Annotated in this window: 31 protein-coding genes; 16 read left to right on the top strand and 15 right to left on the bottom strand. The window is 61.0% G+C overall.

Going from position 1 to position 24027, the window contains the following annotated elements:
- Window positions 1–74: 74 nt before the first annotated feature.
- On the bottom strand, window positions 75–968 hold the full coding sequence (locus FD715_RS14035; protein WP_223274882.1) for a LysR family transcriptional regulator: 894 nt from the start codon (window positions 966–968) through the stop codon (window positions 75–77).
- A 184-nt stretch (window positions 969–1152) separates the two neighbouring features.
- Here FD715_RS14035 and FD715_RS14030 point away from each other — a divergent pair, with 184 nt between their 5' ends.
- From FD715_RS14030 to FD715_RS14010, 5 genes are all read left to right on the top strand, one after another.
- Complete coding sequence (locus tag FD715_RS14030) at window positions 1153–1512, top strand: helix-turn-helix domain-containing protein (protein ID WP_147110787.1); 360 nt, start codon at window positions 1153–1155, stop codon at window positions 1510–1512.
- 268 nt (window positions 1513–1780) lie between these two features.
- Entirely contained in the window at window positions 1781–3469 is a 1689-nt protein-coding gene (locus tag FD715_RS14025) for an acyl-CoA dehydrogenase family protein (protein WP_147110784.1), read from the top strand.
- 343 nt (window positions 3470–3812) lie between these two features.
- The gene (locus FD715_RS14020) at window positions 3813–4403 is read left to right on the top strand and encodes a LysE family translocator (protein WP_147110781.1); all 591 of its coding nucleotides are present in this window, start codon (window positions 3813–3815) and stop codon (window positions 4401–4403) included.
- 133 nt (window positions 4404–4536) lie between these two features.
- On the top strand, window positions 4537–5061 hold the full coding sequence (locus FD715_RS14015) for a TetR/AcrR family transcriptional regulator (RefSeq protein WP_147110778.1): 525 nt from the start codon (window positions 4537–4539) through the stop codon (window positions 5059–5061).
- Window positions 5062–5068: 7 nt separating this feature from the next.
- On the top strand, window positions 5069–5461 hold the full coding sequence (locus tag FD715_RS14010; protein WP_147110775.1) for an META domain-containing protein: 393 nt from the start codon (window positions 5069–5071) through the stop codon (window positions 5459–5461).
- Here FD715_RS14010 and recO read toward each other — a convergent pair.
- From recO to folK, 13 genes are all read right to left on the bottom strand, one after another.
- Entirely contained in the window at window positions 5445–6170 is a 726-nt protein-coding gene (gene recO, locus FD715_RS14005) for a DNA repair protein RecO (RefSeq protein ID WP_147110771.1), read from the bottom strand. The genes FD715_RS14010 and recO overlap by 17 nt on opposite strands.
- Before the next feature lies 1 nt (window position 6171).
- Window positions 6172–6501: a DUF1491 family protein gene (locus tag FD715_RS14000; RefSeq protein ID WP_147110769.1), complete on the bottom strand. Its 330-nt coding sequence runs from the start codon at window positions 6499–6501 to the stop codon at window positions 6172–6174.
- Window positions 6502–6561: 60 nt separating this feature from the next.
- Window positions 6562–7470, bottom strand: coding sequence for a GTPase Era (era, locus tag FD715_RS13995; protein WP_147110766.1), 909 nt, complete (start codon window positions 7468–7470; stop codon window positions 6562–6564).
- On the bottom strand, window positions 7467–8153 hold the full coding sequence (gene rnc / locus FD715_RS13990; RefSeq protein ID WP_147110763.1) for a ribonuclease III: 687 nt from the start codon (window positions 8151–8153) through the stop codon (window positions 7467–7469). Before rnc ends, era begins: the two co-directional genes overlap by 4 nt.
- Window positions 8150–8968 carry a signal peptidase I gene (lepB, locus tag FD715_RS13985; protein ID WP_147110760.1) on the bottom strand — a complete coding sequence of 273 codons (819 nt, stop codon included), beginning with the start codon at window positions 8966–8968 and terminating at the stop codon, window positions 8150–8152. The genes rnc and lepB overlap by 4 nt, the downstream gene beginning before the upstream one ends.
- A gap of 55 nt (window positions 8969–9023) precedes the next feature.
- Window positions 9024–9440, bottom strand: a complete 417-nt coding sequence (acpS, locus tag FD715_RS13980) for a holo-ACP synthase (RefSeq protein ID WP_147110757.1) — start codon at window positions 9438–9440, stop codon at window positions 9024–9026.
- 8 nt (window positions 9441–9448) lie between these two features.
- Entirely contained in the window at window positions 9449–10894 is a 1446-nt protein-coding gene (locus FD715_RS13975; RefSeq protein ID WP_147110754.1) for an alpha/beta hydrolase, read from the bottom strand.
- A 6-nt stretch (window positions 10895–10900) separates the two neighbouring features.
- Window positions 10901–11212, bottom strand: a complete 312-nt coding sequence (locus FD715_RS13970) for a Dabb family protein (protein WP_147110751.1) — start codon at window positions 11210–11212, stop codon at window positions 10901–10903.
- A gap of 129 nt (window positions 11213–11341) precedes the next feature.
- Window positions 11342–12094: a pyridoxine 5'-phosphate synthase gene (locus FD715_RS13965; RefSeq protein ID WP_147110748.1), complete on the bottom strand. Its 753-nt coding sequence runs from the start codon at window positions 12092–12094 to the stop codon at window positions 11342–11344.
- A 96-nt stretch (window positions 12095–12190) separates the two neighbouring features.
- Window positions 12191–12850 carry a DUF2062 domain-containing protein gene (locus tag FD715_RS13960; protein WP_147110745.1) on the bottom strand — a complete coding sequence of 220 codons (660 nt, stop codon included), beginning with the start codon at window positions 12848–12850 and terminating at the stop codon, window positions 12191–12193.
- Window positions 12851–12873: 23 nt separating this feature from the next.
- Window positions 12874–15015 (bottom strand): bifunctional (p)ppGpp synthetase/guanosine-3',5'-bis(diphosphate) 3'-pyrophosphohydrolase, encoded by a 2142-nt coding sequence (locus FD715_RS13955; protein ID WP_147110742.1) that lies wholly within the window; start codon window positions 15013–15015, stop codon window positions 12874–12876.
- A gap of 22 nt (window positions 15016–15037) precedes the next feature.
- Window positions 15038–15391 carry a DNA-directed RNA polymerase subunit omega gene (rpoZ, locus tag FD715_RS13950; RefSeq protein ID WP_039682236.1) on the bottom strand — a complete coding sequence of 118 codons (354 nt, stop codon included), beginning with the start codon at window positions 15389–15391 and terminating at the stop codon, window positions 15038–15040.
- A gap of 73 nt (window positions 15392–15464) precedes the next feature.
- Window positions 15465–16076 (bottom strand): 2-amino-4-hydroxy-6-hydroxymethyldihydropteridine diphosphokinase, encoded by a 612-nt coding sequence (folK, locus tag FD715_RS13945; RefSeq protein WP_147110739.1) that lies wholly within the window; start codon window positions 16074–16076, stop codon window positions 15465–15467.
- A 100-nt stretch (window positions 16077–16176) separates the two neighbouring features.
- Here folK and FD715_RS13940 point away from each other — a divergent pair, with 100 nt between their 5' ends.
- The 11 genes from FD715_RS13940 to FD715_RS13890 all read left to right on the top strand — a co-directional run bounded on the left by FD715_RS13940 (window position 16177) and on the right by FD715_RS13890 (window position 23785).
- On the top strand, window positions 16177–16749 hold the full coding sequence (locus FD715_RS13940; RefSeq protein WP_147110736.1) for an NYN domain-containing protein: 573 nt from the start codon (window positions 16177–16179) through the stop codon (window positions 16747–16749).
- 159 nt (window positions 16750–16908) lie between these two features.
- Complete coding sequence (locus FD715_RS13935; protein ID WP_147110732.1) at window positions 16909–17646, top strand: LuxR family transcriptional regulator; 738 nt, start codon at window positions 16909–16911, stop codon at window positions 17644–17646.
- Between the two features lie 60 nt (window positions 17647–17706).
- Complete coding sequence (ispH, locus tag FD715_RS13930) at window positions 17707–18657, top strand: 4-hydroxy-3-methylbut-2-enyl diphosphate reductase (protein WP_147110729.1); 951 nt, start codon at window positions 17707–17709, stop codon at window positions 18655–18657.
- 193 nt (window positions 18658–18850) lie between these two features.
- Window positions 18851–20107, top strand: coding sequence for an alkaline phosphatase (locus FD715_RS13925; RefSeq protein WP_189799495.1), 1257 nt, complete (start codon window positions 18851–18853; stop codon window positions 20105–20107).
- A gap of 212 nt (window positions 20108–20319) precedes the next feature.
- Entirely contained in the window at window positions 20320–20934 is a 615-nt protein-coding gene (locus tag FD715_RS13920) for a LysE family translocator (RefSeq protein ID WP_039682223.1), read from the top strand.
- Complete coding sequence (locus FD715_RS13915) at window positions 20931–21383, top strand: YdeI/OmpD-associated family protein (RefSeq protein WP_147110722.1); 453 nt, start codon at window positions 20931–20933, stop codon at window positions 21381–21383. The genes FD715_RS13920 and FD715_RS13915 overlap by 4 nt, the downstream gene beginning before the upstream one ends.
- On the top strand, window positions 21380–21829 hold the full coding sequence (locus tag FD715_RS13910; RefSeq protein WP_147110720.1) for a DUF3429 domain-containing protein: 450 nt from the start codon (window positions 21380–21382) through the stop codon (window positions 21827–21829). Before FD715_RS13915 ends, FD715_RS13910 begins: the two co-directional genes overlap by 4 nt.
- Window positions 21829–22422, top strand: a complete 594-nt coding sequence (locus FD715_RS13905; RefSeq protein ID WP_147110718.1) for a class I SAM-dependent methyltransferase — start codon at window positions 21829–21831, stop codon at window positions 22420–22422. Before FD715_RS13910 ends, FD715_RS13905 begins: the two co-directional genes overlap by 1 nt.
- Window positions 22415–22870, top strand: a complete 456-nt coding sequence (rnhA, locus tag FD715_RS13900; protein WP_147110714.1) for a ribonuclease HI — start codon at window positions 22415–22417, stop codon at window positions 22868–22870. Before FD715_RS13905 ends, rnhA begins: the two co-directional genes overlap by 8 nt.
- 232 nt (window positions 22871–23102) lie before the next feature.
- Window positions 23103–23456 (top strand): hypothetical protein, encoded by a 354-nt coding sequence (locus tag FD715_RS13895; protein WP_147110711.1) that lies wholly within the window; start codon window positions 23103–23105, stop codon window positions 23454–23456.
- 71 nt (window positions 23457–23527) lie between these two features.
- Window positions 23528–23785: a hypothetical protein gene (locus FD715_RS13890; protein WP_147110708.1), complete on the top strand. Its 258-nt coding sequence runs from the start codon at window positions 23528–23530 to the stop codon at window positions 23783–23785.
- Between the two features lie 5 nt (window positions 23786–23790).
- Here FD715_RS13890 and FD715_RS13885 read toward each other — a convergent pair whose 3' ends face one another.
- Window positions 23791–24027, bottom strand: a complete 237-nt coding sequence (locus FD715_RS13885) for a hypothetical protein (protein WP_147110705.1) — start codon at window positions 24025–24027, stop codon at window positions 23791–23793.

Below are 24027 nucleotides of genomic sequence, written 5' to 3'. Positions count from 1 at the left end.
CTGACGCATTACGTCAAAGTTAAGACAGATTTGAGGAAAATACCCGTAAAACTCGCCGAATAAGTGTAAGTTAGTTAAGGCGGCGGTTTTGAGAGATTTTCGAATGTGGCGTCTGCCGGATCAAAATCCGGTGGTTCGATTTCTGCAAGATCGGCCCGCTGCGCCTCGTCCAGCGCTGCGATCTTGACGTTTACGGTGGGCACAACCAGCGTCATGACGGAGGGGGAACGATCGGGAAAAAATCCTGCCATCATAAGGCGTTGGTAGGCCATTGTGACCGGCCCTGCGTCGTTCCGGCCGGGCATCCGCGTGAACACGTGATCCAGCCGCGCCATCTGCGTGGTTTGAATATCCAAAAATGACTGATCCAGCATCCGACCGAATTCCTCACCGGCAGGTAGGCGCGCAATAGGGCGACCGATACTTGAGCGTGCGTAATCCTGTCCAAACCAATTCACGTATGCCGAGCGCTGGCCGAATTCGACACAGATCCAGCCCGAATCAGAATTCCGATACACCATCAGGTAGGGCCGAACATGCGCCAGTGCCGGATTTTCAATCTCGCCCGCGCCCATGACCCATGCGCGATAGGTCTCGCGCAGCAGGATCGACTCGTCATACCAGATGTCGCCCATGGGTTGCTGCTGCTGGTAAAAGACCCAGTCGCCCGCCTGGGCCTGAAGGTATTGGAGCGCGCTGCGTACACCTGTCTGCCCCTTCGACCACGCGCGGGCATGCATCAGAAGTTCACGCGCCTCGGGCAGCGCCGCTTCGCCCGCCTCGGTCAGCTCGTACCGGCGGTCGCGTGTCTGAAACAGCTCTTCTCCGCGCAATTCCTCCAGCTGCGAGATATGACGCCGCACCGTCTGACGCGTGCTGTTCAACTCTGTCACCGCATGGGACAGATTCAACGTCTGCGCCAGCGTCGTGAACGAGCGTATCATCTCGAACAGGAGCGGTTGGTTCACGTCAGTCAAGTTGCGCGTCGGGGCATTCACAGGCAAACCCAATGTATGATCAGCAATACGTCAATGTTAAATGAATCATACATTAATGCAACATTTACGTGTGGTCTGGGGTGCAAAACTAGCCAATTGAACCTGTGCGTGTACTCGGCGACTACTCTGTGTAGATCAACCGGAGGTAATTAGTATGTCACACCCAGTAGATGTTCACGTCGGCAAACGCCTGAAGCAAATCCGCACGCTGCGGCGGATGTCGCAAACCGATGTAGCAAAGCGTTTGGACCTGTCTTTCCAGCAGATCCAGAAGTACGAAATCGGGTCGAACCGCATCGCGGCCAGCCGCCTTTTCGAACTGTCGCGCATCCTCGACGTGCCCACGTCCTATTTCTTTGAGGGGCTGGCCGAGCCGGAACCCGCCAACCGCAACGATCGCGGTCTCGATATTGTGAACGCGCTCGCCACGATCGAGGACGAGAGAATCAAGTCGCGAATCGTGACGTTCATCGAGGACGTGTCGGGCCTGACCGTCGCGCGCAAGGCGTCCTGACTCGCGTCATGATGCAAGAAAACCCTTACGGTGCATGACCTCCGGCGGCACCGAGGGTTCCAAAGGATAGTAGTTGTACGAGTGACACCGCGCCCAACTTGGGCGCGGTTTTATTTTGTGGCATACTTAAAGTGCGCGACGTCGATGCTGCACTGCAGTATATTGCCACGCAAGAAACGAACAAACAGCCGCACCAAAATGAATATTTGTTGCGCTGCACCTGCGAACTAGGTAAGCCGTGACGAAGCTTAAAACGAGGAGCCAAGGCATGGCACATGACGGACAGGATATGGGGGCGGTCACGCCCATTTTGCTGGATGACCTGCTTGGTCTGACACGTGCGGCGCTGAAACCCGTCGAAAAGATCACGGAACTTGCGCGCACGCGCCTGCGCGACCAACTGAGCGTCGATGGCCGCGTATCCGGCGAGCTTGTGGAAGAGAATCAGACCGCAGCCCACGGTCTGGCGTGGCTCGCCACATACTCCGAATCGCTGCGCCAGATGCAGAAATGGGCCGACGCACTGGAAGCGCAGTCCAAGTTTGGCGAGGTTGAGGCGCTGATTCACCAGATCGCCTTTGGTGAATACCTTTGGCAGATCTACGGCGGCATCCAGATGAACCAGGGCGAAGTGCTGCGCCTTCAGGATCTTGGGCTCAGCCAAGACGACATGCGCGGCATGATGGACCCCGCGGTGATGACGCTCACCCAGGGCGGCAACACGCAAGCCGCCCGCATCCGGCTTGTCGAGCTGATGCAGGAACGCAGCGCGGAAATCACCGTGGGCGCCTCCGGCCTCGACGAAGAGCTGGAAATGATCCGCGAACAGTTCCGCCGCTACGCCATCGAAAAGGTCGAGCCTTTTGCCCATGACTGGCACCTCAAGGATGAACTTATCCCGATGGAGGTGATCGAGGAACTGGCCGAGATGGGTGTCTTTGGCCTGACCATCCCCGAAGAATATGGAGGCTTTGGCCTTTCCAAAGCGTCCATGTGTGTCGTGTCCGAAGAATTGTCGCGCGGTTACATCGGCGTCGGCTCCCTCGGCACCCGCTCCGAGATTGCGGCCGAGCTGATCATAGCGGGCGGCACCGAAGAACAGAAACAAAAGTGGCTGCCGCAACTGGCCAGCGCCGAAACGATGCCCACGGCCGTCTTCACGGAGCCAAACACCGGCTCTGACCTCGGCTCCCTGCGCACCCGCGCGGTCAAGGATGACAACGGCGACTACAAGATCACGGGCAACAAGACCTGGATCACCCACGCTACGCGCACGCAAGTGATGACGCTGCTCGCGCGCACTGATCCGAACACGACCGACTACAAGGGTCTGTCGATGTTCCTGGCTGAAAAGACACCCGGCACCGAGGAAAATCCCTTCCCCACCGACGGCATGACCGGCGGCGAGATCGAAGTGCTCGGCTACCGCGGCATGAAGGAATACGAACTGGGCTTCGACAACTTCCATGTGCAGGGCGAGAACCTGCTCGGCGGGGAAGAGGGCAAAGGCTTCAAACAGCTGATGGAAACCTTCGAATCGGCCCGCATCCAGACAGCGGCCCGCGCCATCGGCGTGGCGCAGTCCGCGCTCGACATCTCGATGCAATACGCTCTGGACCGCAAACAGTTCGGCAAGGCGCTGATCAACTTCCCCCGCGTCGCCAACAAGCTGGCGATGATGGCGGTCGAGATTATGGTGGCGCGCCAACTGACCTACTTCTCGGCGTTCGAGAAGGATGAGGGCCGTCGCTGCGATGTCGAGGCAGGCATGGCCAAACTGCTGGGCGCCCGCGTGGCGTGGGCGGCTGCTGACAACGGGTTGCAGATCCACGGCGGCAACGGTTTCGCGCTGGAGTACAAAATTTCCCGCGTCCTCTGCGACGCCCGCATCCTCAACATCTTCGAAGGTGCCGCCGAAATTCAGGCGCAAGTCATCGCCCGCCGCATCCTCGGCTGACCCCAAACTGGTAGGGCGGGGTTTCACCCCGCCACGCCTCCCTAAGTTCAGCAAAACCGAAGGCCGGGCTTCAGCCCGGCCTTTTCATATCTGCCCCCCCGAAAACCCCGTTGACCCACCCTTAACCTTCACCACCGCACGCCGCGTTAACCCGCGCTTCGGTGCACAACCGGTGTACGTGTGGTGCACGCATTGTGCACGGCTGTTGCATCGCCGTTTTCCCAACGAACAAAGGCGTTAACCCGCACATCTGCCCCTCCCGCGCAATATCCGCGTTAACCGTTGCGCGTACGGTGCCCAGTGCGGCATTGACCTTGCCGCCCGCTCCGCCATTCTGCCGCTCATGCTCACCTTCGCCGCCGCAGTCTTTTTCCTGATCATCACCCCTGGCCCCGGCGTCCTCTCGGCCGCCGGTGTCGGCGCCGCCTTCGGCATGCGGTCAGGCCTGCGATACGTGCTCGGCCTCTTCATCGGCAACAACCTCGTCATCCTCGCGGTGATCAGTGGCCTCGCCGCCCTGATCCTCGCCAGCCCCGCCCTACGCACCTTCCTATTCGTCCTCTCCACGGCCTACCTGCTCTACCTCGCATCCCGCATAGCCTTTGCCGGTTCAAAGCTAGCTTTCGCCGCCGCGGAAACTGAGCCTGGCGTGATCAACGGCATCCTGCTTCAGCCCATCAATCCAAAGGGTTACGCGGTCAACACTGCCCTCTTTTCCGGCTTTGCGCTCATGCCCGACGCGCTGGTGGCCGAAGCCATCTGGAAGGTCCTGATCATCAACGTGATCTGGATCCCCATCCACATCCTATGGGTCTGGTTTGGCGTGCAACTCAAGGCGCTCGACCTCGCCCCGCATCGGCAGCGGAGGATCAATTATGCCATGGCCGCCTCCATGCTTTTGGTGGTCGCGCTGGCGGTCGCATCCGGGATCTAAAACAGCCCGCCCGCCGACCGAACTGCATGCAAGATAAGCAAATTTTTTCGCACCATGTGCGGCAACACGCTCATACCGGAAGTTGAAGTCGCTTTCGCTTGCGCCCCTGCATACCCGGGCGTATCGCACGAACATGGCCAAAGCACCCCTTTCCCCCGCTGCCTGGATTGACGCCGGGCTTGAACAACTCACCGCCCAAGGGCCCCTTGCGCTCAGGGCAGAACCACTCTCAAGACACTTGAAGACCTCGAAAGGGTCTTTTTACTGGCATTTCAAGGACGTACCGGCATTCCAGAAGGCCCTTCTAGCCGAATGGAAAAGCCGTGCGCTCGCCACGCTGGCCGAAGACAGCGCACAGGACGGCACCGCCACGGACAAGATGATCCGCTTCGGACAAAGCGTGCAGGAAGACAGCCCAGGCCCCGCACTGCGCGCATGGGCACAGCAGGACGAGGCCGTCGCCAAAGCGCTGGCCGAGGTCGATACCGCCCGCCTCAAACGCCTGACAGAATTGATGAACAGCATCGGCGTCACGAACGAGGATTTCGCACGCTCCGCCTACGGCTCGCTTATCGGGCTTAAGCAGATGCACACAGACGATGGCGAGGCGCTGGTTGCCTTCGCGGCGCTCGTGGATCTGGTGATGGCCCTGAAATGATCCGTCAATGATCCGGGCTGCGGCGCTGACGCTCATGGCGTCCATCCCCGCCTGCCAGGCAGACGAGACCGTCGCGCGCTACGGCGCCGCTGAGCGTCTGTGGGAGCTGCAAACCCTGAACGGTGCCGCATTGCCTGGGCCAGCCACGCTCGAATTTCAGCCGGGCGGCCCGGTTTCGGGGCAAGCGCCCTGTAACAGCTTCAGCGCAACCAACACGGTGCCGTATCCCTGGTTTCAACTTTCCCCAATAGTCGCCACGCGCGCGGCCTGTGCCGATCTTGATGCGGAAGCAGCATATTTTGAGGCGCTGGCGCGCATGACCCAGTCAGAAGTGCGCGAAGGCACATTGTTCCTGCGCAATGATGACGGGGATGAAATGGTGTTCACAACGTCCGACTGAAGGCATCGACAAAACGATCACGCGCTTCAGGCAATGGTTTCGACCCCAGATCCGGGGCCAGGTGATGCTTGAGGAAATACCCGGTCGTCTCCAGCCCCAATGCAATCTCCGCATCGGGCGCATCCCCCTCGCGGCGCAGAACCGGCGGTAACGGCAAAAGCCGATTGGCCCAGATTCCCGCACCCGCCTTGGACACAGCCCGCCCAGTTTTAGGCGACACATAAGCCAATCCATCCGTCGCACCGGTGGCTGCACAGGTCTTCAGGTCGAGGCCAAAACCCATCTCCTCCAGCAGCGCCAGTTCCCATTGCAGATAAGCCAACGGCCACACATCGTCCTGCCCAAGCAGATCCAGCAGCGCCTCGGTCCGCCGGTACAGAGGTCCATACGCTTCACGCTCGGGCAGACAAAATCCCAACAGCCCGGTCACAGCATTCAATCCCGCCAGCGCCAGCCGATTGCCCATGACCAGTGCCGCGCGACTGCGGACGGGCTCGACAGCAAAACTCCCGATATGTTCCTCAAGCCGCGCGCGCCAAGCCACATCCAACTGCGCCCCTGGCTGCAAAATCGGTGCGATCTTGCGGCTGGTTCCACCCCGGACGACCCCGGCATGACGCCCCTTTTCCTCGGTAAAGACATCGATAATCGCGCTGCTCTCCCCATGCCGCTGCACACTCAGCAATATGCCCGTGCCGCGCCACTCCATCTCAGGCGAGCCCCTCCTGATCCAGCAGGTGCCGCCCCGCTCGGTCCTCTACCTCGATCACCCAAAGATCCGGATCAAAGCCGCGCTGCCGGGTCACTGCGGCATCCACATCCGGCTCCGGACCAGACGCCAACTCGGCCCAAACCCGCGTGTCTGTCATCAGATCAAAAGACCGCTGATAGAGCACCGCTCGCCCATCCAGCGTGTTCAGCTTGACCAAAACTGCGCCCCCGGTGTCATCCCCGTGGGCCACGACAAAGCCCGGGATGTCGGCGAAGCGCAACCGCGCCAAATACGCATCCACCCAAAACCGAGAGGTCAAACGAGGCACCAAGTCCCCCGCTTCTCTGTTTCAAAAAAATCCCCGCCGGAGGGTCGATCAGCCAATGTCTCAGGCATTTCCATCTTTGAAGTCCAGCCCCATCTGATCATAGCGCTCGGCTTCTTCCAGCCACTTCTCACGCACCTTCACTTGCAAAAACAGGTGCACCTTGCGGCCCAGAAACTCGGCCAGTTCTTCGCGCGCCGCCTTACTGACGGCCTTAATCGTCTCACCGCGATGACCCAGCACAATGCCTTTGTGACCATCCCGCGACACATAGATGATTTGGTCCACTTTGGCCGATCCGTCCTTGCGCTCTTCCCAGGCTTCCGTCTCAACGGTCAGCTGATAAGGCAGCTCCTGATGCAAGCGCAGGGTCAGCTTCTCGCGCGTCATCTCGGCGGCGATCATGCGCATGGGTAGGTCTGCGATTTGGTCCTCGGGATAGAGCCATGGCCCCTCCGGCACGTGCTCCGCCAACCACTGGCGCAGGGTTTCGACACCATGTCCTTTCTCAGCCGAAATCATGAAGGTTTCGACGAACTCAAACCGCTCATTCAGGTCTTTCGTCAGCCCCAGCAGAACCGGTGCCTCTACGCGGTCAATCTTGTTGATGGCAAGGGCAACCGTGCGACCCTCTCCAATCTCGGCGAGCTGGCTGAGGATACGTTCGACGCCTGCGGTCACACCGCGATGCGCCTCGATCATCAGCACGATGACATCTGCATCCGCCGCCCCGCCCCAGGCGGCCGCAACCATTGCGCGGTCCAGACGGCGACGTGGCTGAAATAGGCCCGGGGTGTCGACAAACACCAACTGGCTGTCCCCCTCCATGGCGACGCCGCGAATGCGGGCACGGGTGGTCTGGACCTTGTGGGTCACGATGCTGACCTTGGCTCCAACCATCGTGTTCAAGAGCGTGGACTTGCCCGCATTGGGCTCTCCGATCAAGGCGATGAAGCCTGCGCGTGTGATCATTTCGGCGCCTCCAATTCGGCAAGCAGAGCTTGCGCCGCGGCCTGCTGCGCCTCGCGCTTTGACCCGGCCGTGGCCGTGGCCTCATCCCCCGTGGACAGACGCGCTGCGATGGTAAAGACCGGCTGGTGATCTGGCCCCGAACGGCCCGTTTCCACATATTGTGGCGGTGTGAGGCCACGCGCCTGCGCCCATTCCTGCAGGGCCGTCTTGGCATCACGCGCATCCGCATCTACGCGGGCAATCCGGTCTGCCCACAAGCGCAGGATCAGCGCCTTGGCCGCATCGAAACCGGCATCAAGGTACACCGCGGCAATCACCGCCTCGACGGCATCACCCAAAAGTGCCTGCTTGCGACGCCCGCCCGAAAGCATCTCGGAGCGCCCCAATCGCAAGACATCTCCCAACGCAATGTCACGCGCCACGTCTGCACACGTCTCCTTCCGCACCAGCGCATTGAACCGCGGGGCGAGCGCGCCTTCGGCAGCGCTGGTATCGGCTTCTAACAGCGCCTGCGCCATGACGAGGCCCAGAACACGGTCGCCGAGAAACTCCAGCCGCTGGTTATCGGACCGCGTGGGTGAGGACATGGACGCATGGGTGACCGCTTCGATCAGCAACTCAGGCGCCGCAAAGCGATGCCCGATCCGGCCTTCAAAGGCGGAGAGGTCGGCGCCCAGCTTCACTCGATCCTCTTGAAGTAGCGGTCGCTCCGCCAGGTCCAGAAGAACAGCATAGACCGGCCCGCAGACGAGAACATGATGCGGTCCGCACGGCCGATCAGGTTTTCAAACGGCACGTAGCCGACACCACCCGCCACCTGCGCCAAACGACTGTCAGACGAGTTGTCCCGGTTGTCACCCATGAAGAAGTAGTGCCCTTCCGGTACACGGTAGATCGGCGTGTTGTCGGATTGCTGGACAGCCACATTCAAAACGACATGCTCTTCGCCATTCGGGAACGTCTCGACAAAGCGCGACTTGCTGCAGGCGGCACCCTGCCCGACCGCGCCGCTCTCGCAACGCGGCAACAGGCCCTGCGGTCCCTGGCGATCGAACACCTCGACGAATGTGCCCGCAGGCTCCTGCGGCACCGGTGTCCCGTTCAGAATGATCTGACCATCGCGCACCTGTACGGTATCGCCCGGCAGGCCGACGACACGCTTGATGAAATCGGCCCCCGACACCGGATGGCGGAACACGACCACATCGCCGCGCTCGGGCTGGCCCGCCCAGACACGTTCGTCGCCCATAAAGCCACATAGTGCCTGCGCATCCAGGCCAATGGCCGGGATCGAGGGGCAAGACGCATAGGAATAGCCGTAAGCCATCTTGTTCACGAACAGGAAATCCCCGATCAGCAGCGTCTCTTTCATCGACCCGGACGGAATCCAAAACGGCTGAAAGAACAAGGTCCGAAACACACCCGCAATCAGCAGCGCATAGACGATGGTCTTGATCGTCTCGATCACGCCATTCTGGGATTTTTCCTTGGCGGCCATTGCGCGCTCCTTGAGGGGTCGGGTCAGCGCTACATGCGGGCGACGTGCGAGGGTGTCAAGCCACCGGGGGCGATTGTATCGGGCGCGCTTCAATCACGACAAAGGCCTGCGCCCAAGGGTGGTCGTCGGTCAGGGTCACGTGGATGATCGCCTCGTGTCCCGCAGGTGTCATCGCGTCCAGCCGTTCGGCCGCCCAACCCGTCACATGCATGACCGGCTGGCCCGTCTTCAGGTTGGTCACGGCCATGTCTTTCCACGCGATCCCCATGCGCAAACCGGTGCCCAGCGCCTTTGAACAGGCCTCCTTCGCCGCCCAGCGCTTGGCATAGGTGCCCGCCGTGTCGGCGCGGCGCTCGGCCTTGGCCTGTTCGATGTCGGTGAAGACGCGGTTGCGGAACCGGTCGCCAAAGCGGTCCAGCGTGCCCTGGATACGCTCGATATTCGCCAGATCGGTGCCGATACCCAGGATCATCTATCGCCTCACGCGGAAAAGAGCGGAAAGGATACGCCCAACGCCCAAGCCAGAACAAGCCCCAGAGCAAGCCCTGCCGTCCCCGGCCCAGTGCGCTTGGCAAAGGCACGGCCCATCACGCCAAACGTCAGGAAAAACAACAGGATCACGGGCGCAATCATGATCAGAAAAAACAGCCCCTCGAAATCCAGCGCAACCGCGATGCCCAGTGACACCAGAAGCGCCAGCCGCAACACCACGCGCTGCCACACAGGCGCGCCAAAGGCCGCGCGCGCATCCGCCAGCATGAATGGCACCGCACCCAGCGCAAGCGCCACCAGGATCGGCAACCGCCCATCCGTCGGCCAAAAATTCGCCCCATAGCGGTCGAGTGCCAAACCAAACACACCCAATCCCCATAGCACCAGCAAGGCTGCCGCCAGCGGCGCGGGTGCAGTCAGCCTTCGACCACTCCAGAACAGAAGGCCCAGCTGGAGCAGGCCATAGATGAACAGGTGCAAGGCCAGGTAATCGGCAACCAGAACCGGCAACAGCCGTGTATCAAGCGGGGCCGCCAGCAACGGCGCAATAAGCGCAGGCACAAACGCAACCAAGGCAAAAGTCCTGAGGGGCATCGGCTTAGCCTCAGCGGCTTTCAGCGGGAAAAGACCCGCCAATGGCGCCGCCAGCGCCGTCACCGCGAAGAGCAACGCGATGAGCGCCCATCCCGTGGGCGGCACGGTTGCGACACCTGATCGGTCATAATACCCGTTCACCCAGCTCAATGCATCCGCCCGCCCGGCCCGAGAGTGAAGGATCGCGACATGCTCCGCATAAGGCGCCAGAATGGCACGGCGGCTGACCTCGCCAGAGACAACCGTTTCACCCACCACCGCCGCCGGATCGACCATACGTGCGGCCTCCAACGCGAAATCGGTCAAGCCCGGCTCCCACGCGCCGGTCACCAGCAACATGTGCGCGGGATGGACCGCATCAATCGCGCGGGAAAAGGCCGACAACAGCACAATCGGTCCTATGCGCGGATCATCCTGCGCCACGCGGACTAGTACATCTGTGGCCATTGAATGTCCCAGCAGCGCCACTGGCACATCACCCGCCACGCTGTCCAGCACCGCGCGGGTCTGGTTCACCAGGCGCTGCGTGGTGCCGTCGATGGCGTTCACGTCCCCACCCATCGGCGTCGGGTGCAGACCGTGCCCCTCAAAATCAAAGGCATGAACGGTATAACCGGCCTGCGCCAGAACCGTCGAATAGCCCTGCATCATCTGGCGTGAACCGGCAAACCCATGCGCTACGACGACCGGTGGCCCGCCTGCCGCACTGTAATAGACGGTCACCGGGGTATCTCCGACCCGGCGATCTTCGATGGTCAGGCCCGCGCGTGCGCCTTCGAGAACCGTCAAGGCCCATGCTGCAACCAGCACAGCCGCCAACGTCACAAGCCAGCCACGCACTGGCCGCTAAACCGCGTCGATGTCAAAAACGAGGATGCCGTCAGCACCACCCTCGCACAAGGCCACCAGACGGGCGCCCAATTCCTTGTGCTCTGGATCAACCGCATACGTGGCCAGAGCTTCGGCGTCTGACGCATCCAGCGTAAATCCATAGGGATAGTCCGGGCTCTTGCTCTCGTAGTCCCGATTGGGGCCAGCACGAAAGCCAGAACAGCCGGGAATGCGCCGTACCACATCACCCAGACCCAGCATCACCTTGTCCAACTCGGCACTGTCCGCCTTGGGGGCAAGACGCAGGAAAACGCAATGACGGATCATGTTTGGCTCCCATCCATTGCACGTCGATTGGCGATGACCAGAGCGACGGCGTATTCAACATTCACTCAAGAATGGAGCGTTCCAACGAAAGCACAAGACGCCGGCTGCAAATCGTCGGGAACATGCCGATCACGCCCGCGCGCCGTCCATCAGCCGGCGCATCTCGCGAATGGCGGGGTCCAGACCCAGAAAGATCGCCTCGCCGATCAGGAAATGCCCGATGTTCAACTCCATCACCTCGGGAAAGGCCGCGACTGGGGCCACGGTCTCATAGGTCAACCCATGGCCGACATGCACCTCAAGCCCCAGATCATGGGCAAATGTCGACATCTCGCGCATCGCTTCCAATTCACGGTCGCGGTCCTCAAACCGTCCTTCGTGATGGGCATCGCAGTAGGCGCCGGAGTGCAGTTCGATCACTTGGGCCCCAATCCGGTGAGCGGCTTCGATCTGACGCTTGTCAGCGGCGATGAAGATGGACACGCGACAGCCGGCATCGCGCAGTGGAGCAATAAAATGGGCCAGCCGGTTCTCCTCGCGCGCTACTTCCAGGCCGCCTTCGGTCGTTTTCTCCTCGCGCTTTTCCGGCACGATGCATACGGCGTGGGGTTTATGACGGAGCGCGATGCCTTGCATCTCGTCCGTGGCGGCCATCTCGAAATTCAGGGGCACGGACAGCACGTCCATCAACCCTTCGATATCGGCGTCCGAGATATGGCGGCGGTCCTCGCGCAAGTGCGCGGTGATGCCGTCGGCGCCCGCTGCCTCGGCCATCTTCGCCGCGCGCAAGGGATCTGGTGTATCACCGCCGCGCGCATTCCGCACGGTCGCCACGTGGTCGATATTCACACCAAGGCGCAGCTTGCTCAAAGCAGATGTCATCGGTCTTGTCCTTCCAACCCATGTCGCTCAACCGCAACCTAGTGCGTATGCAACCCACCGGAAATGCAGACAAAGCCGCAAAATTGTACCAAGCGATCAGTCGACGTTCTGCTTGGCACTCGCTGCCTTGCTCGCCGCCTTGGCCTTTAGCGCCTCGAACTTGGCCTTGATGGCCCCCTTGCGGCGCTTCTGATAGGCACGGATCACCGGCACGGACAGGTAATAACAGACCGTTGCGGACAGAATGCCCGGAACGATGCCACCGATGAGGTAGGGAAAGAACACCTCGTCATAGAAAATGCTCAGGTTGGTCCAGTCGCGCGGCTCCCCCAGCCACACATGTTTGAGGTTGAGCCAAAGGTCCGCACCTGCATCCACGAATTTCCCGCCAAAGGACCGCTCGGTCTCTTCCTTCATCTCGGTCCCGAGCAGCCAGTGACCGGTCTGCAACGACACAAGGCCGATGGGCACATAGGTCAGCGGGTTGCCAAAGAAGGTGGCCATCAAAGAGGCTACGATATTGCCGCGCATCGCCGTGGCAATGATGGCGGCGACCAGAAAATGTAATCCATAGAACGGGGTAAACGTCGTGAAAACACCGGCCCAGATGCCGCGTGCAATCCGTTCCGGGCGGTCGGGCAAGCGGCGCACGCGGTGTTTGACGTATTGAAAGGCGCGTGCCCAGCCTCCACGCGGCCAGAGGATCTCGAGCACCGCGCGCAGAAACGGTTTGGGGTCGCGGCGCTTGAACACCAATGTCTTGTCGCCCCTTCTTGCGCCTAACCCGCGACCACCGCTTGGCCCGCAGACGGGGCAGGACGGCGAAAGCGGTCGATGGCGGCCACATCACTCTCTGCTTCAAGGGCGCCCATCAACGTGTGCAAATGCGGAGCATCCCGAAGCTCTACGTAGACCAGCAACCGGAAAAAGTCAGGCTTGCGATCCACAAACTCAAGGTTCGAGATATTCGCCTTGCTCTCACCGATCAATGTGCAAATCCGCCCCAACACGCCGGCGTCATTGCCTATGGTGACATCCAGGGTCACGCCATAGACGGCCGGGTGGCTGCCGTCATGCCAGTGCAGGTCCAGCCACCGGTCGGGCTGGTTTTCGTATTCCACCAGCCGTGCGCAATCAATCGCATGTACGACAACGCCCTCACCGCGAAAGGTGATGCCAACGATGCGCTCGCCCGGCAGAGGCTCACAACAGGTCGCCCGCTGGAACGACTGGCCGGGCAATAGGCCGATCACAGCTCGGCGCGCGTCCACCTCCTTGCCCGGTTTCGGCGTGAGGTCCGGATAGATGGCTTGCACCACCTCGCGGCCCGTCAACTCGGCCGACCCAAGGCGCGCGAGGACCTCATCCGCATCTTTCAGACGCAAATGCTTGGCTGCGGCTTCCAGCGCCTTTTCAGTCGCCTTCTTCCGCACATGGCCGAAGGCCGAACGGGCCAATTCCCGGCCCAGAGTAATGAAGCGATCACGATCCGCCTCGCGCAAGCTGCGGCGGATGGCCGTCTTCGCCTTGCCTGTTGTCGCGATATCAAGCCACGTCGCCTGCGGCGTCTGCCCCTCAGCCGTGATGATCTCGACCGATTGGCCGTTCTTAACGCGCGTCCACAAGGGCACGCGCATGCCGTCGATCTTGGCCCCCACACAGGCATTCCCGATCCGCGTGTGGATAGCATAGGCAAAATCAATGGGCGTCGCGCCTTTCGGCAACTTCACCACCTCCCCCTTGGGCGTAAAGCAGAACACCTGGTCCGAATACATCTCGAGCTTCACAGCCTCGAGGAAGTCCTCGTGATCCTCCTCGCTGTCGAACTGCTCGGTCAGTTGGCTGATCCACTTGGCCGGGTCCACGGCAAAGGGGTTCTGCGACCGGACCCCGTCGCGATAGGACCAATGGGCTGCCACGCCGGTTTCTGCCACGTCATGCATCTGTCGAGTGCGAATCTGCACCTCGACCCGCTTGCCATCCCGGCCCGAGACTGTGGTGTGAATAGACCGATACCCGTTGGTCTTGGGCTGGCTAATGTAATCCTTGAAGCGACCGGGAACGGCCCGCCAGCGCTGGTGAATGGCGCCCAGCGCGCGGTAGCAATCTTCTTCACTGTCCGTGATGACACGGAAGCCGTAGATGTCGGACAAGCGGCTAAAGGACTGGTCCTTTTCCTGCATTTTGCGCCAGATGGAATGGGGCTTCTTCGCCCGGCCAAACACCTCGGCCTCAATCTCGACCTTCTCCAACTCATGCCGCATGTCGCCCGTAATCCGCTGGATCACATCACCGGTTTCACGCTGCATGGTGATGAAACGCCGAATGATGGACGACCGCGCATCGGGGTTCAGGGTCTTGAAGGCCAGATCCTCCAACTCCTCCCGCATCCACTGCATCCCCATGCGGCCTGCAAGCGGGGCAAAAATGTCCATCGTCTCGCGCGCCTTCTGCACCTGCTTTTCGGCGCGCATGGACTTGATAGTGCGCATGTTGTGCAGACGGTCGCTCAGCTTCACAAGGATCACGCGCATGTCTTTTGACATGGCCATGAACAACTTGCGGAAGTTCTCGGCCTGCTTGGTCTCGACGCTGCTGAGTTGCAGGTTGGTCAGCTTGGTGACGCCATCGACCAGCTTGGCAATCTCGTCCCCGAACTGTTCGGCCACCATGGCATAGCTCGCCTTGGTGTCCTCGATCGTATCGTGCAGCAGGGCGGTAACGATTGTTGCGTCGTCCAGCTGTTGCTCGGTCAGGATGGCGGCAACTGCAACGGGGTGTGTGAAATAGGGCTCGCCCGAATGGCGGAACTGCCCCTCATGCATTTCACCGCCGAACGCATAGGCGCGGCGGATCAAATCTTCGTTCGTTTTGGGGTTATAGTTGCGGACCAGCGCGATCAAGTCATCGGCAGATATCATGCGCTCCGCATCCCGGGTGGGGTCAGCCCTGGCCTTGCGCGGCCATAAGCTGACGCAGAAGCATTTCTTCGGACATGCTGTCTTCTTCTGGCTTGTCCTGCTCGGCCCCCATGAGAAGCGCCATTGCGTCCTCTTCGGCCTCGTCCACTTCGATCTGGCTCTGGTTCGATTCGATCAAACGCTCGCGCAGCTCTTCCGAAGACTGGGTTTCCTCGGCAATCTCACGCAGGGACACGACGGGGTTCTTGTCGTTGTCGCGGTCCACGGTGATCGGCGCGCCGCTGGAAATCTCGCGTGCACGGTGTGCAGCAAGCATCACCAGTTCGAAACGGTTCGGAACCTTGTCAACGCAGTCTTCAACGGTCACGCGGGCCATGGGAATGCTCCAGCTCAGGCAAGAAAAGATAGAAGGCCGGTATCTAGGCCCGATTTATGAGAATGACAAGTCGCTATTCCAGGGGTGTGATGGCTGCCAAATCCGCTTGCGGCAGCGAATCCCGCATCTCGATCACGGTCCGGCGAGTGATCGGATGTACCCAATTCGGCACCACCTCTGCCATCGGAACCAGGACAAAAGCACGCTCGTGCAACCGTGGGTGGGGCAACAACAGCTGGCCGGGGGCTGTTTTCTGCTGCTGGTCGGGGGGTAAATCCATCCATTGACGCAACGTCGCAACATTCGGGCGCACGGCATCCCCATAGGCCAACAAGTCAAGGTCCACGACTCGCTGCTCCCACCTGACCTTGCGGCGGCGCCCCAGGTCCGCCTCGATCTCATGCAACCGGGTGATCGCCTCAGGCGCGGACCACCCGCATGACAATAAAACAGCAGCATTTACAAAGTCCGGGCCACTTCCCGAGGGCACAGCTGGGGTCTGGAAAAAGCGGCTTTGAGCCCGCAGGATCGCTCCGGAATCTTCCATTTGCGATATGGCTTTTTTAAGGATTTCGGCGGGTGACCCTACGTCAGAAGACTTGTTTGATCCCAGCGCAATCACCAGATCATTGCCGCTCTGCGGCAGGGTTTCGCTCGCTTTGACGCCGTCTTTGACTTGCGACATAATAAAAAACACCTATTTTTCGACCACCGCCGCCTCGCGTTTTAACGCACTCACTCACGGAAATCACAGGCGGTATCCCGAATTTTCGGAAGGACATTTTATGTTTTACAAGGACGAACGGTTAGCACTGTTCATCGATGGCTCGAACCTTTACGCCGCAGCCAAAGCGCTTGGGTTCGACATTGACTACAAACTGCTGCGGCAAGAGTTCATGCGAAGAGGCAAATTGCTCCGCGCATTCTACTACACAGCCTTGCTTGAAAACGACGAGTATTCACCGATCCGTCCACTCGTGGATTGGTTGAATTACAACGGTTTCACCATGGTGACCAAACCGGCGAAGGAATACACGGATTCCATGGGGCGCCGTAAGGTCAAGGGGAACATGGATATCGAGCTGGCTGTCGATGCAATGGAGCTTGCGCCGCGCGTGGATCATATCGTGCTGTTTTCGGGCGACGGGGACTTCCGCCCGCTGGTGGAAAGCCTACAGCGCCAAGGGGTGCGTGTGTCGGTCGTATCGACGATTCGCAGTCAGCCGCCGATGATCTCTGACGATCTCAGACGCCAAGCCGACAACTTCATTGAGCTTGATGAACTGAAGGATGTCATTGGCCGCCCTCCACGCGAACCGATGCCCGAGCGTGAACAGCGGTTGCAAGCACAAAGCTGACGTACCGACTCATCAACGGGCAGTGACACTGCAATGTCGCTGCCCGTCATATGAAAATGTGTTCGTTATCAAATACGGCGTGCCAAGCTTCCAGCACACCTCGCTGTTCTAAAACAAAAAGACCTGTGTAAATATCCCCCCGATTGGGGGGATCACAGCATGTTTCGTGATGCTGAACAGCTTGAAAGTCTCACAAGCGTAAGCGCGTTATGGGATGGTGTGGTGCAAACGTTGCGCGCGCGTGGCATAGCACACGTAATCTACATCACCGCCACCGGCACACCCGCACGTGACAGCCGAATTCTGACGACCTGCCCAAGGCTCTATGCAGAGGCGACCCCGGATGCGGACCCGTTTCTCAGCCATTGCTGCAACAGCTACGACATCACCCGCACAGGGCCAGAGTTCCTTGCCGATCACGACTACCTTCCCGACGATGCTAAGGCCTTCATTACAACCGCACGCGCCGAAGGCTTCCTGACCGGTTTCGGCATACCCACCCGCCTACGCGGAGCTGAGCGCTATGGCGGTTTCAATCTCGGCACGGCGCTCGACCGCGACACCTTCCTGCGGACCATGTGGCCCCAAGCCGAGCAATTCCGCCTTTTCTGTCTGCTGATCCACCGCAGGCTCGAAGAGCTGGCAGGCACTCAGACCGATCATGCCCCGGCCCTCATCGCCCCGAAAATGCCCGCCTCCCTAGACGCGCTCAGCCCGCGCGAGGCCGAAGTGATCTACATGCTGGCCCGCGGCCTCAGCCGCAAGGAAGCGGCGCGGGTCTGTGGCATCAGCCTCAATACCGTCAGCGAATACGCCAAGACGGCATACCGCAAACTCGGCATCCACAATCGGGCCGAAGCCGCACGGCTGGTCTTTGGCCAAGCCAGCCCAGACTAGCGCGCACCCTTTACCCGATGCGCCCAAGCGCTTAGGTCTGGGACAACAACAGGAGCCGCCATGCCACAGCCCGCACTGACCCTCTATCTCGCCGCGCCCCGCGGGTTCTGTGCCGGTGTCGATCGCGCGATCAAGATCGTGGAAATGGCGCTCGACAAATGGGGGGCACCCGTCTTTGTGCGGCACGAGATCGTGCACAACAAGTTCGTCGTGGACGGCCTGCGCGACAAGGGCGCCATCTTTGTCGAGGAACTCGATGAATGCCCCGATGACCGGCCTGTCATCTTCTCGGCCCACGGCGTGCCCAAATCTGTCCCCAACGCGGCCAAGGCACGCGAGATGATCTATGTGGACGCCACCTGCCCGCTGGTCTCCAAGGTCCATATTGAAGCGCAACGCCACGCCGACAACGGCCTGCAAATGATCATGATCGGCCATGCGGGCCACCCCGAGACGGTGGGCACCATGGGTCAGCTGCCCGAGGGCGAAGTGCTGCTCGTTGAAACAGTCGAAGACGTGGCAACGGTCGATGTGCGCGACCCCGACAAACTCGCTTTCGTCACCCAGACCACCCTGTCGGTCGATGACACGGCCGACATCGTGGCGGCGCTCCAATCCCGTTTCCCCGCCATCGTCGGCCCGCACAAGGAAGACATCTGCTACGCCACCACCAATCGCCAGGAAGCGGTCAAGGCGATGGCCCCGAAATGCGATGCCATGCTGGTTGTCGGCGCGCCCAACTCCTCCAACTCCAAACGGCTGGTCGAAGTCGGCGCACGGGCGGGCTGCAACTATGCCCAGCTTGTCCAACGGGCGACGGACATCGACTGGCGCGCGCTCGACGGGATCACCTCCATGGGCATCACCGCCGGTGCCTCCGCACCCGAAGTGCTGATCAACGAGGTGATCGACGCCTTCCGCGACCGCTATGATGTGACGGTGGAAATGGTTGAAACAGCGGTCGAAAACGTGGAATTCAAGGTGCCCCGCGTCCTGCGCGAACCGGCCTGAGCAAAGCGGCGGACAACCGCGTCGATCTACCGGCGGCATCCTGCCCATCCACGCATACTCACAAATCCGTTATCGCGGATCACATCGTTTTGTCATGTGCGGCACTTACCTGCGGTTGTGGGAAGCCGCCGCCACCCGTCTCACTCGCACCCTCTGACCGGAGCATGACATGCCAACGCCTTTTCGACTTGCTTTGACTGCTGGACTCTTTCTGTCCGCAACCGCGGGGACATCCCTCGCCCAGGACAACGGAAACGTTATTTTCTTCCATCCCGATGGCACCGGGGTGAACCACTGGCTGGCTGCCCGCATGCACACCGTCGGCCCCGATGGCGAATTGAACTGGGACAAGCTGCCCGCACTCGGCGTCTATACCGGCCACATGGCCGACCGCGTAAGCGGCACCTCCCACGGCGGTGCGACCGTACACGCCTACGGGGTCAAAGTGCTGGCCGACAGCTTCGGCATGAACGGAACCGAACCGCTGACCGCCGCGTCGGGGCAGGATATGTCCATCGCGCAAGAGGCGATGGAGGCAGGCAAGGCTGTGGCGCTGGTCCAGTCGGGCCACATCTCGGAACCCGGCACAGCCGTCTTCGTGGCCTCCAACGAAAGCCGCAGCAATGCAGCAGAAATCGCGCAACAGGTGATCGAATCCGGCGCTCAGGTCATCATGGCAGGCGGTGAACGCGACCTGCTGCCCGTGGGAACCGAGGGCCAGCACGGCCCTGGCGAACGTGAAGACGGCATGAACCTGATCGAAATGGCCCAAGAGCTGGGCTACACCATCGTCTACACCCGTGAGGAGTTGATGGCGCTTGACCCGGACAGCACCGACAAGCTGTTGGGCATCTTCGCCCACAACCACACCTTCAACGACCAGGAGCGCGAACGAAACCTGATCGACGGCAAACCCACATATAATGAAAACGCACCATCCATCGCCGAAATGACCGAGGTTGCCCTGGCAGTCGTCAGCCGCAACGAAGACGGCTTTTTCGCCGTCATCGAAGAGGAAGGCACAGACAACATCGCCAACAACATGAACGCTGCGGGTACGCTGGAGGCGCTCAGGCGGGCTGATGCAGCCGTCGGGTCAATCGTAGAATTCCTTGAGGACCGCGACGATACATTGCTGGTCATGGCCGCAGATTCCGACGCCGCAGGTATGCAGGTCTACCATCAGGAGGAAGGCCCGGTCGAAGCCACAACATCCGGCGGTGGCATTCTGCATGGTGTCCAGGGCACATTCGGCGATGCGTTCGAAACGGCACCGGACGTGAACGGCAATACGCATTTCTTCGGCATTGCCTGGACCGGCTACAGCGACGTCGCCGGGGGCATCCTGGTGCGTGGCGCGGGCCTGAACAGCGACATGATCGCGCCGCTGATGGACTCCACCGACGTCTATACACTCATGCACCAAACCCTGTTCGGCGCGACCAACTAAGCGCCGGACCATGGGGCCGGTCCTGCCCCCCGAGGACCGGCCCCGCCCAATCATTGCAGCATCACACAGCGCATGTTGGCCGCGCGCAAAGCCTCTTTGGATACCGCCAGCATGGAAATCACGCGGACGGACACGCTCAAGGCATCCTCTGCGCTCTTTACGCATATCCACCAACCGCCTACCCTCGCCGAACAAAGTCGCGAGGTCCTGCAATGCTCTCCCTACAATTCCTGCTCACGGCACTGGTCGTGGTCATCGCACCCGGCACCGGCGTGATCTACACCCTCGCGCTCGGCCTCGGCCAAGGACGTCGCGCCGCCCTCTGGGCCGCCCTCGGATGCACCTTCGGCATCGTGCCTCACCTTGCCGCAGCCACGCTGGGGCTGGCGGCAATCCTCCACACCTCCGCGCTCCTCTTCAACATCGTGAAATTCGCAGGCGTTGCCTACCTCCTCTGGCTCGCTTGGGGCAGCCTACGCTCGGATGGCGCCCTCAACATCTCGTCCCAACGCAGCGCTGATGCTGGCTGGCGGATCGCCCGACGCGGAGCCCTGATCAACATCCTGAACCCCAAACTGTCGATCTTCTTCCTCGCCCTCCTGCCGCCCTTCCTGTCCGGCAACGCAGCGACCGCCACGCTCGAAATGACAACCCTCGGCCTCGTCTTCATGGCCATGACCTTCGCCGTCTTCGTCCTCTACGGCACCTTCGCCGCCGCCGCCCGCCAATGGATCCTCGGCTCCGAAGTGGTCATGCGCTGGCTATCCCGCAGCTTCGCCGCGATCTTCGCCGCCCTCGCAGGCCGCCTCGCCCTTGAACGTGCATGAGTGACGATTGGATCTGGTTCGAAGGGGTCATCGGACCTCTCGAATGGGGCAAGAACACCTACACCATCCTGCGCCTGCCGGATGAGGTCACAGCCGCCCTGTTCCCCAAAACCAAGCGGATCGAGGGCGAGTTCGGCGACTTCCCCATCAACCTCGCCCTGACCAAGGCCCCCGTCCTCGACGGCACCTTCGTCTACACGGGCAAGACCTTCCTGCGGGACAGCGGGCTTGAGGTCGGCCAGCCGTTCGATGCGCGCATACGCCCCGTCGACCCCACCCTCGTCGAGGTGCCGGAGGATGTGATGGCCGCGATCCGCAGCGCGGGACGCAGCGCCGACTGGGCCAGTTTGACCCCCGGCCAGCAGCGCGCCAAATTGCACCTTGTCAACACGGCCAAAAGGGCCGACACCCGGTTCAAACGCATCGCCAAACTGATCTCCGAGCTATGACCTCCATCCCCCGCGCGCCCCTGATCCTCGGCCTCGCCGGCCTGATCCCCTTCATCTGGGGGGCCTTCACCGTGCTCAGCCCCGCACTTGCCGCATGGGGTCTCGATAATATCGGCCCGCGCTTTATCGGACCCTATGTGCAACTCTTCTACGGCTCGGTGATCCTGTCCTTCATGTCCGGCGTGCTTTGGGGCTTCGCAACCAAGGCCAGCGGCGCCCAGGCCGCCACCGGCTACGTCCTCTCGGTCATCCCCGCGCTCTGGGCCTTCTTCATGACGGGCGGCGGGCCAACAAGTGCCGCAACAAACCTCATCTTCGGCTTCATCGGCCTGCTGATGCTGGACTTCGCCTTCTCCCGCTGGGGCCTGACCCCGCGCTGGTGGATGCAACTGCGCGTCCTGCTGACGGCCATCGTCGTCGCCTGCCTCGCCGTCACGGTGATCTGATGAGCGACCGCGAAACGCTTCAAATCTACGCCGACAAGGCAGGCGAGTACGCCGACCTCGTCCAGAACGCAGGCGCCGACCCCATGGTGCAGAAGTTTATCGCAAATGTCCCAAAAGGCGGGACCGTCCTCGACATCGGCTGCGGCCCCGGCTTTGCCGCAGCGGCTATGGCGCAAGCCGGTCTCACCGCCCACGCCTGGGACCCGGTGCCCGAGATGCTGGCGCTCGCCAAATCCCACCCAGGCGTCACCGCGCGTCAGGCGACCTACGCGGACCTCACAGACACCGCCGCCTACGACGGCATCTGGTCCAACTTCTCCATGCTGCATACGCCTCTCGACACGTGGCCCGACCACTTCGCCGCCATAAACCAGGCGCTCAAACCCGGCGGCCTCCTCCACTTCGGCACCAAGCTCGGCGCGGGACAGGCACGCGACAGCATAGGACGGCTCTATTCCTACATGACCGAGGATGCGCTGACCGACCTGCTCACGCAAACCGGCTTCGCCCTCACCTACACCCGCACCGGCGAAGAGGCTGGGCTCTCGGGCGAAATCGCTCCCTTTATCGTGCTGCAGGCCAACCGTGGCTAAGCTCTTCGCCTATACCGACGGCGCCTGCTCCGGCAATCCCGGCCCGGGCGGCTGGGGTGCGCTGCTGCGCGCGATGGACGGCGAAACGGTCGTCAAAGAGCGCGAGCTAAAGGGCGGCGAGGCGCAGACCACAAACAACAAGATGGAGCTCATGGCCGCCATCTCGGCGCTCGAAGCACTCGACCGCGCCAGCACCATCACCGTCGTGACCGACAGCAACTACGTCAAGAACGGGATCACAAGCTGGATCCACGGCTGGAAGCGGAACGGCTGGAAAAACGCCTCGAAAAAGCCGGTCGCCAATGCCGACCTCTGGCAGCGGCTGGACGCAGCCCAAGCCCGGCACCAGGTGACATGGGAATGGGTCAAGGGGCACGCGGGTCACCCCGAAAACGAACGCGCAGATGAACTCGCGCGGGCGGGCATGGCCCCATTCAAGGACAAATAGCACGCGCAAACCCGTGCCCAGCGGCGCACATCACGCGGTTTGTTACACGTCTCAATCAGTGCAACTACCTAACCTTGAAAGAAAAATTCTTTTATTCACGCTAAGCCAGTCACATCTCACTGCCATTCCCATGATAGTCTGTGACCGATCGGTCCCTTATTGTTACAGGCCCTAAGCGCTATCTTTCTCCCAAGACACACGGCCCCGACCGCCACCGAAAAGGAGAACAGACATGAACCTGCAAGCCACCAAGACCCCGCTTCTGATCGCCGCCATCGCCACCGCTGTGACCATCACCAGCCTGTCACCGGTCAGCGCGCAATCCCATTGGGCCAGCGCCACAGCCAATAGCGAAAACGCGCAAGTGATCGACGCGAATTTCAAAATCAAGGTCAGGAAACATCACGGCTTCAAATCCCATCACGGCCACAAATTCCACCCGCACAAACATCGCAGCCACAGGTTGCATGGCCACAGACATCATGGCCACAAGTTTCACGGCCCCAAGCACCGCAGCGTGAAAAAGAATTACGTCTCGCCCAGAACGCAGTTCAAAAGGCAGGTGCTGATCAAGAAATTCTTCTGATCACATCCTCAAAATCGCACCGGCGGCCTGCCATATGGGTATGGCGGGCACCGGCAACAGGAGCAGAAGAAATGGCACGAAATCTGCTCTGCACTGCCGTGATCGCAGGGGCACTCGCCTCCAGTGTCACAGCCCAATCGCCGGAAATGCCGCCTCTGGTCAACCAAACCGACCCAACACAGCGGCTTGTCTCCAAACCAACCCCGCTCACCAGCGGGGTCCGCGCTGCCAAACCCTCCGTCCATCTCGGCCCCGGATTTCGGGAGGCGAAACCCTCAAGCCACCTCAGCCCAAACGTGAAGACACCAGAAATCAAAGACCGCGACTGACGCCGCTACTTCCGCCAATGCGTCGGCACGATGATCAAAGCCCCGATGGACGACACAATGGCGTTCAGCCCCGGGCTGGAAAAGCCAAAGCCAAACATCAGCCGGACAAAGTAGAACAGGAACGCGCCCCCGATACAGATGATGATCGACTGCACGATCCCATTATGGGTAAAGCGCTTCTTTTCAGACAGATAACCAACGATACCCGCAATCACGACGGTGCCGATCAGGGTGGGAAACAT

Origin of the sequence: Tateyamaria sp. syn59 (assembly GCF_007995245.1) — a bacterium.
Taxonomy (GTDB): domain Bacteria; phylum Pseudomonadota; class Alphaproteobacteria; order Rhodobacterales; family Rhodobacteraceae; genus Tateyamaria.
Note: the sequence above shows the minus strand (reverse complement) of the source record. Positions and strands in the feature narration are given on the sequence as shown.